The following is a 14,764-nucleotide window of genomic DNA, read 5'->3' as shown; positions in this document are numbered from 1 at the left end:
AATTTTGCATGCTAAAAAACGTACTGTCGCAGAAGCGTACTGCGACCAATCGCCATCTTCGCTAAAGACATGCCGTCATAAGGATCGCAGATTCAAAGGCGGGAAGTAATGCGATCAAATCACAAGTCATGCTACGGGACGTCGCTGTCGAGCGTCATAAATTACGGGGTGTTTGGGTGACGGATGATGCAACTTCAAAGCGGGTCGCCGAGGTAACATCGCTAGATGCTGGCGAGAAGCTCAGGGTATTTATCCGCAGTATTCGCGGAACAGGCATCCGTGCAGCCTCACTTCGAGGTTCCATTCTGTCCGTCGCCGGCTTCTCAGTACAAAAAGTCATCCAGCTAGCATCCAACCTGGTTCTCACGAGAATCCTGTTCCCGGAAGCATTTGGCATCATGGCGCTTGCCTGCACCTTCCTGGCGGGTATCACCATGTTTGGTGATCTGGGGATACATCAGGCAATCGTCCATAGCAAGCGGGGAGAAGAGAAAGACTATCTCAATACGGCATGGACCATAAAAATCATCCGTGGATTCGTTATCTGGCTAATCGCCTGTATCCTGGCCTGGCCGGTCTCGAAGATTTACGACCAGCCGATCCTGTTCCCGCTCCTGTGTGTAGTTGGAGCATCCGCTGCCATTGAGGGTTTCGCATCTACGGGTCTTTCTACGCTGAATCGAAAACTGCAATTCAGACGCCTGGTGATACTCGACATTGTGAAAGCTGGAATTGCCACGGCAATTACCATCACGATGGCCCTGATATTGAAATCTGTCTGGGCTCTTGTCATTGGCACAATAGCTGGCAGCCTGATTGCAACTGTGCTCAGCCACAAGTATCTGGGGTCGCATCGGCACACCTGGTGCTGGGAACGCGGGGCAGTGCTGGAAATCGTTCGTTTTGGACGCTGGATACTGCTGGCAACCTTGGCGAATTTTCTCGGTAGTACCGGACAGCCGCTGATACAGGGCTATTTTGTATCGGCCGAAACGCTTGGTCTGCTGGCTATAGCGATGACGTTTATCAGTGCTCTGGCAGAGCTTAGCGATAAATTGCTGTCGAGTGTCGGTTTTCCCGCCTTGTCCCGTGTGGCCAGGGAAAAACCAGAGCAGTTGAATCAGGTAATTAGTCAGCTGAAATTTATCAGTAACATGTTAGGGGTGGCGGCCTTTCTCTTCCTGTCACTGATATCCACGCTACTCATTGAGATATTGTATGACCCTCGTTACATGGCCGCAGGGGAATACCTTTCAATTCTATCTGTCAATGGCGCCATACTATTTCTGCAGATGCTTTACATGAGCATTGCGCTGGCAAAGGGTGACAGCCTCTCCGCTTTCTATATGAAATTGGCAACAGCGATTACCTGCAACACCGGCATCCTGATCGGCCACAGCATTGGCGGTGTGATCGGGATGTTATACGGCCTATGTGTGGGAGCGTTCGTTGGCTACATCGCGGCTTTGGCAGTTGCTTACTATAAGGGATTTGCGCGGATAAAGGCCGATATGTTGGCGCTGGCGCTAATTGGTCTATATGTTTTGCTGGCTTTCAGTTAGCAGCACTCAAGGTAAGCAGATCATGGTAGGTGCATACAAGTGTTGAAAATAGCCATTTTTTCCACGCACAACGCATTTGATCGAAATAGCTTTAGCGGTACGATTTATATGAAATGTATCACGCGCTGAGTATTGCTGCGGGTGTGCAGGTCAATGCGCCTGGCTGGGGGCGGACCGCTCATTCTCGATTTCTTGAGCTCATTCTGAAGACGTACGATGCGCGTGACATATCGATCTTTGGCCAGGGCCATCTTTGATAAGGAATCTGGAGAGATGGCGAGTCAGCAACCTGCGCGCAGTGGAGAGCTGTTGGTATAGAAAATAATGTGTATGCGTGACGATCCGATGGGCCGGACGTTCGCAAACCGGCTACCGACATTGTAATAGGCTGGCAAGACAAGTATGCGAGCGATGCAATTAAGCATCCGCTCTAGGACGAATCGGACCGGTGTCACGCTATCGCGCAGGCAGCCATAGACCTGAGGGTTTCATAGTCCAGAAAGCGAAAGATATTCAGGAAGGGGCGCGTATTGGAGACGGACATGCGATTGATCTAGCGCCGACCATTTTGACTCAAATGGGGATAAGCCCGCCTGACTATATGAAAGGACATGGTGTGAACGTTGTTCCCGCATCACAGGTGGCGGAATCCATTTGAGTATTCACAGCCAATAAATTCATGCGCCCCATCGCCCACACATGGCGACCTGACTGGTCGCCAGGGCTTAATTGAATAGTGTATTTTGTCGGCTATCCATGCGGCTCTCTGTGACTGGGATGCATAGTTGTCGGGCTGTCAGCCCTTTGCCGAATTGCACCAAAACAGCGCCAACCACATTGAGTTGTTGAGCGTTCCATCAGGCATTTATCGTCCTCTTACCCAGTTAATAAGTTCTGATCAAACCTCCATTAGACAGCCCCTTCCACGCCGAATTAATGGCCGGCAGATAAGCAAACGCGAGAGCAAAAAAAAATCAATTTATAGCTGGAGGACGAGAAAAACACGGCTATATTTTAACCGCAACGCAGTAAGTGCAGAGATTTACTGTCGTGTGTTCTTGCTGTCCCAAGCTTCATACAAAATTGACCGGTAAAAAGTCAGTGAATATGTGGTTGGGGATCCGCGAGGGCGACGAAACTGCGGTTAAAGATCGGTGGTTTACAGCGACCAAGACTGCATGGATGTACGAGGTACGGAGAGGTAGATGCAACAGGGATGGGGTCGTCTTCACCAGGGAGGTATTGCCGCCCTGTACAGACTATTGGATGGGTTTCTTATTTTTTCCGCTTTGGCGGTTTCACTGACGATCTTTGATCATGGTTTGACGAAGGATTGGCTGATTGTAGGGCTGATCGCTGTCACCAGCTTCGCTTTTCTCGCGGAGTCCGTCGGGCTCTACCGGTCCTGGCGCGTCGAAAGCTACCTCCGCATGATAGGTACTTGCCTTGCCGCGTGGATAGCAACCTGTGCTTTACTGCTCCTGCTGGGCTACTTTACCAAGCTAGGGGCTAACTTCTCGCGCCTCGTCGTAGGATCGTGGATTGTCAGCACATTTAGCGCCTTGGCAGTCTGGCGATTCCTAGCGCGACAATTGCTGTTCCGCCTTCGTGCGAGAGACCGCAATATCCGCACAGGCGCCATTATTGGTATGACCGAGGCAGGCAGACAGCTTGCTAAAGATATCGCGGACAATCCGCATCTGGGAATACGCATTCTGGGCTTCTTCCGCGTCGATGGCATTATTAGCGATGCGGAAACTGACTCGCTGCTAAATGACACACAAGTTATCGGCGGTGTGGAGGATGCTGTGACCGCCGCGCGCGCGGGTATGCTGGATCATGTGTACCTGGCATTGCCTCTCCGCGAGGAAGAGCAAATACGCGAGATTTTAGTGGAGTTCGCCGACACGACTGCTACGGTGCATCTGCTGCCAAATATATTCGTCGCGAATATGCTTCAGTCAAATTGGTACCAGGTTGGGCAGTCCAGCTTGTTGAGTGTATTTGATACGCCAATAGAAGGACTGAATGTCTGGTTCAAGCGGCTCGAGGATTTGGTGCTGGCGACCGCTATTCTTACTCTTATCGCGCCGCTCATGGCCGCGATCGCGGTAGGAATCCGCTTGACCTCTCCTGGGCCGGCTATCTTCCGACAGCGGCGCTATGGACTGGACGGCCGCGTTATCGATGTATGGAAGTTTCGCAGTATGTCCGTACAGGAAAATGGAGAGACTGTCGTACAGGCGAAGCGACAAGATCCCAGGGTAACGAAGTTTGGGCGATTCCTGCGCCGAACTTCACTCGATGAACTTCCGCAGCTATTCAATGTGTTACAGGGGAGTATGTCTATCGTCGGGCCGCGTCCGCATGCCGTGGCGCACAATGAGCAATATCGCCGCCTCGTAAACGGCTACATGCTCCGTCACAAAGTAAAGCCTGGTATCACCGGTTGGGCGCAGATCAATGGATGGCGTGGGGAAACGGATACCGTAGAGAAAATGGCTCGCCGTGTTGAGCATGACCTCCATTACATTCGTAATTGGTCAATTTTATTGGATCTAAGAATTCTAATGTTAACGTTTTCCAAAGGATTTATCAGTGAAAATTCATATTAAAGATAATCGACGTAAAACCACTCATAAAAGCTCTAAGCCACCGTTAAAACGAGATCTCTGTCAACTGCTTGGTCTCTTTATGTGCGGGATTCCACCGTTGGCCTTAGCGGAGGGAGTAAAGCTAACACCCGGTATCGACTTTGTGCCCAGTGTAAATATCGACGTTCTATACGATGATAATGTTACTAATTCTAGTAACAGAGAGATCGACAGCTTAGTGCTTGTCGGCGGCGCGGATTTTCTCTTAGAGGGGCAAAACAATTCAGATAAGTACAAGCTCCAGTACACAGTTGAGAAGGCGGAATATCTAGACAGTGTTGAAGATAACTATACAGATCATGACGTTATATTGGGCGCAGAGTGGGAGCTGAATAGCCGTAAGAGCATATCCATAGACGGCAATTATTCCCTGGGTCATGACGAGCGAGGTGAGAGGTTTTCGAGAGGCGTTGGAGAGCTGCTCGCGGAACCGGACAAATTTAGTGAGTATGGAATATCGACGACAGTGGTATTGGGTGCAGAACAAAGTCGACTAAGTTTTGAAACGCTACTTGGTATCGGCAAGTTAGATTATTCGGGAATTTTAAAGAAGGATAGAAATAGAATTAACCAACACGGAAAGGTCGGGGTGTTTTTTAAAGCTGCTGGCAAGACGAGTCTGGTCGCTGAGTTGGGCCATTGGCGTATAAAATATGACGAGCGCAGATTGGGCGAAGAGACTCTTGATAGCAGTGAAACAGACTACCTGGTTGGGGTTGACTGGGAATCCGCAAAATCTGAGATAAGTGCGAGACTGGGCACAAGGACCAAGTCGTTCGATAGTACAAGTCGTGGCGATTTTTCTGGAATGCGTTGGTCCGGGACCTTTCGTTGGAAGCCGTTGACCTACAGTACTTTAGAATTTACGACAGAGAGAAAGACCGAAGAAATGCAGGGCGATGGAGATTACGTCGATATCACAATGAATTCCGCCAGTTGGGATCATGGCTGGAGCGAAAGATTCTCTTCTGAACTAACATATAGCTTTGAAAAGATTGACTACGAAGGTGCTGACCCCGGCCTGGGGCGAGATACTTATAAGGGCGTCGGTGCCGCTCTACGCTATGAAATGAAGCGATGGATAATCTTGCGCGCTGGTTACGATAAAACTGTCAACGGATCTACTGACGACATTTTCGCGTACACAAGAAATATAATGTATCTGGGTTTTACGGTGACGCTTTAATAGACGGATTTAAAACAACACAAACCTAAAGAATAAGGATCGACAATGAAAATGGAATTTTCCTGGGCGCATCGTGTTCTTAAAAAGGTGGCGCCAATCCTCTTTATTTTTGTACTTCCTTTGGCATCAGAAAACGCATTTTCTAGCGAGCAGGCCAGTTCCGGAAAGTACAAGCTGGGGACGGGCGATAAAATCAACATTCTCGTTTACGGAGAAGACGATCTCACGGTGGAGACAACTTTAAGCGAAAGCGGCGTCATCAACTATCCTTTTCTCGGTGAGATCAATGCTAACAACCTCACGATAGGCCAGCTCGAAGCCCTAATCACAAAGGGCCTTAAAGGCGACTATTTAATAAACCCGGTGGTAAGGGTGTCAATTAATGAATACCGTCCATTCTTTATCGATGGTGAAGTTAAGGTGCCGGGAGGATATCCATATCAGCCAGGACTGACCATTAGCAAGGCAGCAGCACTTGCTCAAGGCTTCACGGAAAGAGCATCGAAAGAAAAGATATTTGTGATTAGAGATCAAGGAAAAAAGCAAAATAAATTCAAGGCAGATCTCAATACTGAGCTTCTACCTGGTGACATTGTCACGGTTGAACAGGGATTTTTCTAATGGAAAGTAAAGGTAGATCAGGAGAGGAAGCTGTGGCGCTGGAAATGTATGATGAAAGCGATTTTGACCTTCGCAAATATTTACAAATCCTATCGCGGCATAAGTGGAAGGTTTGTCTATCGGGAATGATCGCTGGGGCTTTGGCTTTGGGGTTTGTGGTAAACCTGCCTGATAAGTATGAGGCGTCAGCGACGATAAGTTTCGATACCGGTAGGGCAAATGTAGTAGCTATCGATGAAGTTTATGAAGGGGGGAATAAAAATTGGGAATACCTGCAAACGCAGGTTGAACTGATTAAGTCGCGTCAAATTATTGACAAAGTAATCACGGATCTCAATCTGGAGATGCATCCAGAATTTAATCCGGATTTGGCGAAAGCGCAGGGATCGGCGGAACTGCAGCCGGGTTCTTTGGGCAGCAATGCATTCAGTGAAGATGGTGCAAGTACAAGTTCGAATGGCAGCGCAGGATTTCCGTCATCGATCAATGGTACAGAGGCCGGTGACTTGCCACATGCAAACAGTATCACCATCACGGAAGATCTTTCGTCATTTGAGCAAGAACTTAATAACACGGAGGCCGCCGTAGATCAACAAGTGCCATTGGAGAGCAGGGCGCAAGGAAATACACAGCGATCGACTAATAAGCAGGCTCTGATGAAGAGCGCGGACAGGCCGAATGTCTTAAAAGTAATCAAGTCAAATCTTAAAGTTGAGAATATTTCAAATACACAACTGATTACAGTTGGATATGAGTCTGGTTCGCCAGAACTTTCGGCAACTGTAGCTAATGCGGTAGCCAGTGCCTATATGGACCGTTTGCAAAACACAGAGAATGAGATCCAAAATCGCGCCAACTCTTGGCTCTCGGAAAAGCTTGCAAATCTAAGGGAGACATTGGAAGGTTCCGAAGCAAAATTGTTTGAGTTTAGACAGAGAGAAAATCTTGTCGATATGGAGGGCGTTCGTGGCCTGGCAGCTAAAGAGCTAACAGACGCAACTGCGCATCTAATGGAGGCGCGCCGCGATTTACAGCGTGTAGCTAACACGAGAGAACAAATACATAGCAATATAAATAATCCTGATGTATTGGGCGCTATGCCGGCGTTTCAGGCCAGCACTGTGATACAGGGAATAAAGAAACAAGAAGCGGAAGCTCGCTTGAAGGCATCTGAACTTGCACTACGGTATGGCCCTAAGCACCCCAAAATGGTCGCGGCTAAAAGTGAACTGCAAGCAGTAACACAAGGATTAAATAGCGAACTAAAGCAGTTAGTGACAGGTATAGATGGTGAATACCAGGTCGCTTTGGCTAATGAAGGCGCTGCAGAGCGTGAGTTTGAAAAGTCAAAAGCGGAGTACCAGAGGGTTACAGAAAAGGACGCTCAACACGAAGAATTGCAGCGGCAAGTTGAAATTAATAGGGGACTCTATAATACATTTCTGACCCGTTTGAAGGAAACAAACCAAACTAGTGGCTTGAATTCTGACCTGGCACGTATTGCAGATCCGGCCGTAGTGCCGCGTGATCCAATCGAAAGGAAAGTCAAGTTGATAGTGGCCTTGGCAATCGTATTGGGATTAGGTGTTGGCGTATTGATTGTGCTCTTCATTGAGTTTGTCTATGACGGTGTTAAGAGTTCTGAAGACGTAGACCGTGGATTGGGACAGAATTTATTCGGGGTGGTACCTGCTATGCGCGCGAAATCCAATGGAATGCTGGACCTTCGCACCTACTTCGATGCTGAAAAGTACAACTTTATAGAGGCGGTCCGGACATTGCGAACAAGCCTCGTACTCTACCACCTGGAATCAAGTGGGAGAGTAATCTCGGTCACATCCTCTGTTCCAGAGGAAGGTAAGACAACGGTCGCAATTAACCTCGGATTTTCTCTCGCCCAAATAGAAAACGTCCTTCTGATCGATGGCGATCTGCGGCGACCATCTATTGCCAAAGCTTTTGGTTTGGCAAATAGCCATCCGGGTCTTACAGACTTAATCGCAGAGAATAAGACTCTGGAAGAGTGCATATTCCATGACAAGGAAAGTGGCCTGGATATAATGCCGGCGGGAACGACACCACCAGACGCGCAAAAAGTTATCGGTTCGGTGTCCTTCGCTAATAGTATTAAGGTTCTGGCGTCACTATACGATCGCATCATTATCGATACACCACCTGTAAGGGCGGTCAGTGATGCACTGCTGATTGGCAAATTGGTTGATTCTCGACTCTATGTCATCAAGGCTAATTCAACTAGTAAGCGGTGGATTAGAAAGGGAATCTCCCGATTCAGTAAATCTGGTCTGGACGTAGATGGTGTTGTGGTTAATCAGATAGACGCTAGCATCAGTGATGAAAGTTTCGATTACTACAGTGATCAGTATGGATACGGATATACAGCCGTAACGGAAGATGTTGAAGCTGTGAATGACCTGGAACAGAGCGAAGTGGTAGAAGTTTCTGATAAGGGTGAAGGTCACCCGGAGGATATCGAGCAATCGGAGGCTTCGGAGTCGGATAAGCAGAAACTTGATGTCGTATGATCGATCTTCATTGCCACCTCCTCCACGGGATTGACGACGGCGCGGAAAATATCGAGCAGGGTATTGCGCTCGCTCGCGCCGCAGTAGATGACGGCATTACGCACGCGGTGGCGACACCGCATATTCATGCCGGGCGCTATCAGAATAGCGCCGCTTCCATCGCGAATGTTCACAAGGAATTCTGCCAAGTACTGGAGCGGGAGAGTATACCGCTACATCTAGGTTTTGCGGCCGAGGTGCGTCTCTGCGCCGAGCTTCCTCTATTGCTGATACAAGATCAAGTTCCATTTCTTGGTGAATGGGATGGCAGCAAGGTTCTTCTGTTAGAACTACCACACAGCCATATACCACCTGGCATTGAAAATTTTCTGAAATGGCTCGCCGACAGAAATATCCGAGCGATGATAGCGCATCCAGAGCGTAATAAAGACATAATGAGAGATTTTCGTAAAATCGAACCGTTAGTGCGGAATGAATGTCTTTTCCAGGTGACGGCTACATCGTTGACCGGCCATTTTGGAGAGGCTGCAAAATTGTGTAGTGAAAAAATGGTGAGACGGGGATTTATTACCGTGTTGGCTACGGACTCACATCATATCACGCGTCGCCCCCCCAATTTAAATGCGGGGCGCCGGGCGGCAGAGCAACTGGTCGGTGAGTCAAATTCCTGGGAGCTGGTGTGGGGTAATCCACAAATCATCGCATCCTGTCATTTTATTTCCGATGCTTCTTCGGGCGAGTACTTGACCTGAGTACAGGATCGCTGGACGTTGGTGGGGATTGTTCTCTGGATGGAAATCCAATTTTTCGTTTCTGTTTGGGGTTTGAGAAAACGCAACACAAGCCCTGGGCTTACCGGATAGTACTTGATGGGGTATTAAAATGAACTTGCTGGCGATTTACCTGCTCGGCTTGGCGGCTGCGGATTCACAGCAGTGTATCAATTCCGGGATCAATATTGAACGTGTGACGTATTGGTCAAACATTAACCCCTTTGTCAATCTAATTAGGATCAGTGACGAATGGCGTCGGCCTTGGGATAGCAGTAATAGAGAGGTGCCCTTACACCTTACGCCAGATCTATATGTAAAAAGGCTCGACGATAGTGATGAGCCGGTTTACTCCATTGTAACCGTGCGGTTCGACAGCCATTCATTCGGGGAGAAGAATTACACTTTACTGTTCGACGGGGAGGGCGATATTGAGTTTAAGTTTGATCGTCCAAAAATCGTCTCCAGAGATGAGCATAAAATTGATGTTGAATTCGGTCCGCAGGCAGACACCGTCGCCTTGATGATTGATTCGATAAACGAAAAAGATCCCATTAGAAATATTCGTCTGATACCCACCTCTGAATTATCTAGTCCATCCGACAGCGTCTATAACGATCAGTTCAAGGAGCTCGTGCGCCCATTTTCTGTCATAAGATTTATGGATTTCCTAAGTACGAATGATAGTACGCAGTCTCGCTGGCAGGATAGGCGCCATCCAATGCAATATGGTCAAGGTCCTATTCCTATTGAAGATATAGTAGCGCTGGCAAACGAAGTTAAGGCAATTCCGTGGCTAAACATCCCGCATCTCGCTGACGATAACTATGTTCGTAGGATGGCCGAGTATACACTCGCCAACCTGGATCGGGATTTGACCGTATATGTTGAATATTCTAACGAAGTCTGGAACGGTTCTTTCGATCAGGCCAAGTGGGCGGAAGATCAGGCGAAGAAGGCAGGCGTTAGCCCGGCGCAGTACTACGCGAGCAGGGCGCGCCATGTTCATTCGATATGGCGCTCTGTGTTTTCGGGTGATGCACGGCGAATCACTAGAGTGCTCGGTACGCAGTTACACAATAGTTCGCGAACGGAGCAAATGCTTGAAGCTTTTGAAAATCCCGAGGATTTATTTGATGTGTTGGCAGTGAACTACTATCTCGGAAATTCTCTTGGATCCCCGGAAATGGCGGCGAAGACGCTCAAGATGGACAATAATAGATTGTTTGAATATTTGGATAGTGTCGAGCTGCCAATACTTAAACAGAATCTGAGACGGCAGAAGAGTCTGGCAGACAAGTATGGAATGGAGCTTGACGCCTATGAGGCTGGACAGCATATAGTCGGTCACGGGTCCAGTCGGAAATTGGGTGGTTATTTACCCGACAATGAAGAGCTCACAGAGAAATTAGTTGGGATGAATAGGGATCCTCGGATAGCCGTTCTTTACCATAAAATGATAGACCTATGGATAGAAGAGGGTGGAGGTCTAATCAACTGGTTTTCACTGACCAGTAACTATGGAAAGTGGGGATCCTGGGGTATTGTAGATGTCGATGACAGGTCTGATGCAGGCTCACCAAAATACAACGCGATTCTAAAACGTACATGTAACCGGTAGTTTAATAAATAGAAAATGCATGGATATTGGCGTCACGCTTTCCCAGGGTAACAGTGGTCCGCTGTCCTTTACATCCAAATCAGAGAAAGGCTAACAATACGATATTTTTTTAAGGGCCGGTAAAACTCCGTAACTTATTTAACGTGGAATAATCAAATTGCATTTTGAGAAGATGTTGCCAGTTCTACATGAGGGCACGAAATAATATTGATTAACCTGGGTGGTTATCCCTTCAAAATGTTGGCATTCCATAAAAGATGGTAGTCTCGGCTCCGGTTGAGGTGCTGCAATAACAATTACATTATTTGCAAGTAGTTCGTCGCCTAGTGCGGGCTTCTCAAATCACTCTTCGATTCAGGTGTGTTCACAAACGGCCATTGTAATGGCTTGCGTCCATTGAGAATAAGTTTGATGATCCAATAGCGGCGCACGAGGAGGATGTGGATAAGGACTCCTGCGAAAGTGGCGATTACAGCCGCAGCAGAAAATCGGATACTTATTGGCAAATGGATTTTTTGGGTAAAGAGAAGAACTGCCGCAATAACAATAAAGTGTAATATGTAAACGGTGTACGAGGAGTCGGATAATAACCTGATTGTACTGTTGGGTTTTTTCAAGTAGTGACTCGTCAGGGAGAATAGCGCAAATGAGATCGCTATGGCAGTAACGTAGTCGACTGACATTGCAAATATATGCTGAACTGTGTTGGTTAATTGAAGGTCTGCCAGTGAGTATCGATAGATGATGAGACCGATAGCAAGCGGCAGCCAAAAGTTCCGGTATTTATGCGCGAAATTGAAGAGATGATAATTGAGGCGCATGTATATTCCGAGCACGAAATACGGTAGGTAAATAAATGTTGCGCTAAGCAGTAGGTCAAAGGTCTCATAAAGTGGCAGTAGGTGCCCAAATTTATGAAGTATTTTTAGTGAAGCGATAGAACCAAAAACTATTAATATAAAGAGAGTGGCTAATAAAATATTTCCGCTTGGGCCTTGCCCCTGTGTATCCGATACCATTCTCAAACCGATAACGATTATAGGTGTTACTAACGTATATAGAAGGAGGACATATAGAAACCATGTATGGCCCATCCATCCGCTGATAAAAAGCGCGGATGAATCGTAATTTGAAAAATAGAGGTGCATCCAGTGATTCGTTATCGGAACAAGTAGCGTTGTGCAAAATAGCGCAGGTATCAGCAGCAGCGGCATTCTATTTGCGTAGAAATTAACGGTACCTTGCTTTTCATAGATCATTGCTGAAAAATATCCAGAGATAACGAAAAAGCATGCCATGCGAAACGAATCAGAGATGAATCGAATTATGTCAAGTGACTCTGTGCCATAGTCGGCGTAGCTAGAGTGCACCAGCACACCCAGAAACATCATTGATCCTCGTAATAGGTCTAAGTGATGTAGTCTATTTTCCATTGGGGGTCACCTTGATTCGCAGAATCTAATCGGCTCGCCGTGCCTCTCTCTCCGCGCTGTGTACTAGAGCCCGCTGTGTGCAAAAGATATTGGTTCTTTCGTGGATGTCGTTCCTCGTCGTTATTGTGCTTCTATAGCATTCCTGTGGAAATGTCCTATGACCAGAGTACTAGTTCCCGTTGCCGATGGGTCTGAAGAAATAGAAGTCGTTACTATTGTAGATGTTCTACGTCGCGCGGATGCGGAAGTGGCTCTGGCGTCCGTGATGAAAACGTTGCGTATTACGGCTTCTCGTGGCGTGATTATCGAGGCCGATTGTCATATTGACAGCTGCGTCGGTATCCACTGGGATCTGATTGCTCTACCTGGAGGCATGCCTGGTGCAGAGCATCTGCATACTTGTGCAGTATTAAAGGATTTACTCGCCAATCAGCTGTCGTCGGGATTCTGGCTGGGCGCGATTTGTGCTTCACCTGCTGTGGTGCTCGGCAGGCAGGGTTTGATTTCAGACTATCGTGCAACCTGTCACAGCGCATTTGTCGACGAGTTAGGCGCTGCGGTCAGGGAATTGAGTGACGAATTAGTGGTGAGGGATCGCAACTTAATCACCAGTCAGGCACCGGGTACCGCGATGAATTTTGCGCTGGCGCTAGTGTGCTGTCTCTTCGGAGAGGATACCGCGCAGTCTGTTGCAGAACCTATGCGCGCCACGCTTAATTGATTTGAAGATTGTTTCGCCCGCTCACTTCAATTCGGCGTATCCGTCGCCAAAAGCCTAATCTCTCAAGCTGGTTAGTGAGCGGTACTTCCCTGTTCCGCTGAGCTTCGAATAGTTTCGGGGATTCGAAGGCTCGAGTTAAAAATGCCAATATCTGCTTCCTATCGCAATAGCCCCAAAGGGCTAAATTTCTGAAAATAATATTGCGGGAAAGTCATTCTTATTACAGCAGGCCCTCGGTAATACATTTTGTGATGAGCTGCCCGGTGTTCTTACACTCCGATTTTTGTAGGATATTTTTTCGATGATTCTTTACGGTGTTCGGTGAAATACACAGTTTCACCGCAATTTCCGCACTGGTCATTCCATTGGACATCAGTCTGATAACCTCCATTTCCCGCTCGCTGAATAGCGCGCTCATATGCTGAAGGCATGTTTTTCTCATCTGTGCACTGATATTGAGGAAGGAAGGTTCACCCAGCATGCCAATAGCGGAAATTCGGTAATTATTTTCTGTCGTCAGGTGGCTGATATTGGTGTGAATGTTAAGTGCCTTGGAAAGTCGGCCTTGCTCATCAGTGTTGAGGATGATTGCCTGGTGGTTGAAGAGTTGGTAGGAGCCATCGGCTGTTTTAAATCGAAAACAATAGGAAACCTTGTAACGCGTGCGCTTTTCCGGGGCAATCTGGCCGTAGATCAGCTCAAATGCTACTGCTTCTGCCCTAGAAACGAATTCCATGTCGTCGGGATGAATCTGATCGAGAATGTCCTGAAAGGTTACCTGTTGCGGGGAAAGCCCGTGAATCTCTTCAATCGATGGGCTGACATACTCTAGTGCCATATCGGCGAAGTCGACGATATAGAAATAGAAGGGGCCGTTGCTGAAAATTGTCGTAACCAGCTTATCCAGTTCGATTTTTTGCAGATCAACGTTTCTGCTACTGATGTGTTTCTGGGATTCGGCCCAGACGGATTTTAATAACTGGGTATCTGGCTTCATGAATATCGTTATTATTCTCGCTGCCCGTCTGGTGACCGCGTTGGATAGTCTGGAGCCTGATTGCCGACAGTTGCCCGTTGTGAGAGTCACTCACGGCCAGCCTACAGCCTGGATACCTGCTCAGGTGGATCCGAAAAAGCTCTGTAGTCACATTTTTTGCTGTATGGTGACACCAACAGGTAGATGCAAATCACGCCCAAAAGGTGATCGATGTCACAATTTTTACTACAGCTACCCTAGCGCGTGCAACTAAATCCTGAGCCCGCTTCTCAATGGCACAATCAGGTAAGTTGGTTGTTGCTGTGGCGTCTCGTCACGAGGGAATGGTTAGACAGCTTGTTTGATGTGCTGATACGAAAATACAGGAAGAATACTTCTTCCACTGATATGGTTTCTTTGAGAACTTGTGTTTCCCTTCCGCTTGATTCTCGATAAAAGTGGTCGACAACCGACTGGATAAGGCAATGCATGATGCATGTTTGCGCCACCTGTTAGGTGACAGCCGTAAATGTAGCCGCCGTGGTGTTTAAATCTATCGTTTTGCCAAAAGGTGACAATGCGGCGGGTGCCAGCGGCAGTAGATTGGTTGAGTGATATTATCGAGGGGATTCTACTCGCTCATTTGGCGGGCGAGCGCTAAGTGATTTGTTCCAATG

The 14,764-nt window shown here is 47.7% G+C and carries 10 protein-coding genes; 8 read left to right on the top strand and 2 right to left on the bottom strand.

What is annotated here, in order from left to right:
* Positions 1-176: 176 nt before the first annotated feature.
* The 7 genes from BUC36_RS08405 (at position 177) to BUC36_RS08375 (ending at position 10,957) form a co-directional block, all read left to right on the top strand.
* Complete coding sequence (locus BUC36_RS08405) at positions 177-1,562, top strand: oligosaccharide flippase family protein (RefSeq protein WP_159436004.1); 1,386 nt, start codon at positions 177-179, stop codon at positions 1,560-1,562.
* Positions 1,563-2,767: 1,205 nt separating this feature from the next.
* The gene (locus tag BUC36_RS08400) at positions 2,768-4,177 is read left to right on the top strand and encodes an undecaprenyl-phosphate glucose phosphotransferase (protein WP_073273594.1); all 1,410 of its coding nucleotides are present in this window, start codon (positions 2,768-2,770) and stop codon (positions 4,175-4,177) included.
* A complete protein-coding gene (locus BUC36_RS08395; protein WP_143186918.1) occupies positions 4,161-5,402 on the top strand; it encodes an outer membrane beta-barrel protein in 1,242 nt (413 codons plus the stop codon). Before BUC36_RS08400 ends, BUC36_RS08395 begins: the two co-directional genes overlap by 17 nt.
* Before the next feature lie 45 nt (positions 5,403-5,447).
* Positions 5,448-6,023: a polysaccharide biosynthesis/export family protein gene (locus BUC36_RS08390; RefSeq protein WP_200797211.1), complete on the top strand. Its 576-nt coding sequence runs from the start codon at positions 5,448-5,450 to the stop codon at positions 6,021-6,023.
* Complete coding sequence (locus BUC36_RS08385) at positions 6,023-8,566, top strand: GumC family protein (protein WP_073273588.1); 2,544 nt, start codon at positions 6,023-6,025, stop codon at positions 8,564-8,566. The genes BUC36_RS08390 and BUC36_RS08385 overlap by 1 nt, the downstream gene beginning before the upstream one ends.
* Positions 8,563-9,318 carry a tyrosine-protein phosphatase gene (locus BUC36_RS08380; protein ID WP_073273586.1) on the top strand — a complete coding sequence of 252 codons (756 nt, stop codon included), beginning with the start codon at positions 8,563-8,565 and terminating at the stop codon, positions 9,316-9,318. The genes BUC36_RS08385 and BUC36_RS08380 overlap by 4 nt, the downstream gene beginning before the upstream one ends.
* 130 nt (positions 9,319-9,448) lie before the next feature.
* The gene (locus BUC36_RS08375) at positions 9,449-10,957 is read left to right on the top strand and encodes a hypothetical protein (RefSeq protein ID WP_073273584.1); all 1,509 of its coding nucleotides are present in this window, start codon (positions 9,449-9,451) and stop codon (positions 10,955-10,957) included.
* 323 nt (positions 10,958-11,280) lie between these two features.
* On the opposite strand, the gene BUC36_RS08370 is transcribed toward BUC36_RS08375, so the two are convergent.
* A complete protein-coding gene (locus BUC36_RS08370) occupies positions 11,281-12,390 on the bottom strand; it encodes an acyltransferase family protein (RefSeq protein WP_084535727.1) in 1,110 nt (369 codons plus the stop codon).
* A 157-nt stretch (positions 12,391-12,547) separates the two neighbouring features.
* On the opposite strand from BUC36_RS08370, the gene BUC36_RS08365 reads away from it, so the two are divergent.
* The gene (locus tag BUC36_RS08365) at positions 12,548-13,111 is read left to right on the top strand and encodes a DJ-1 family glyoxalase III (protein ID WP_073273578.1); all 564 of its coding nucleotides are present in this window, start codon (positions 12,548-12,550) and stop codon (positions 13,109-13,111) included.
* A 220-nt stretch (positions 13,112-13,331) separates the two neighbouring features.
* On the opposite strand, the gene BUC36_RS08360 is transcribed toward BUC36_RS08365, so the two are convergent.
* Positions 13,332-14,108, bottom strand: a complete 777-nt coding sequence (locus BUC36_RS08360; RefSeq protein ID WP_073273576.1) for a LuxR C-terminal-related transcriptional regulator — start codon at positions 14,106-14,108, stop codon at positions 13,332-13,334.
* Positions 14,109-14,764: the final 656 nt, after the last annotated feature.

It is taken from the genome of Microbulbifer donghaiensis (assembly GCF_900129095.1).
Classification (GTDB): Bacteria; Pseudomonadota; Gammaproteobacteria; order Pseudomonadales; family Cellvibrionaceae; genus Microbulbifer; species Microbulbifer donghaiensis.
Note: the sequence above shows the minus strand (reverse complement) of the source record. Positions and strands in the feature narration are given on the sequence as shown.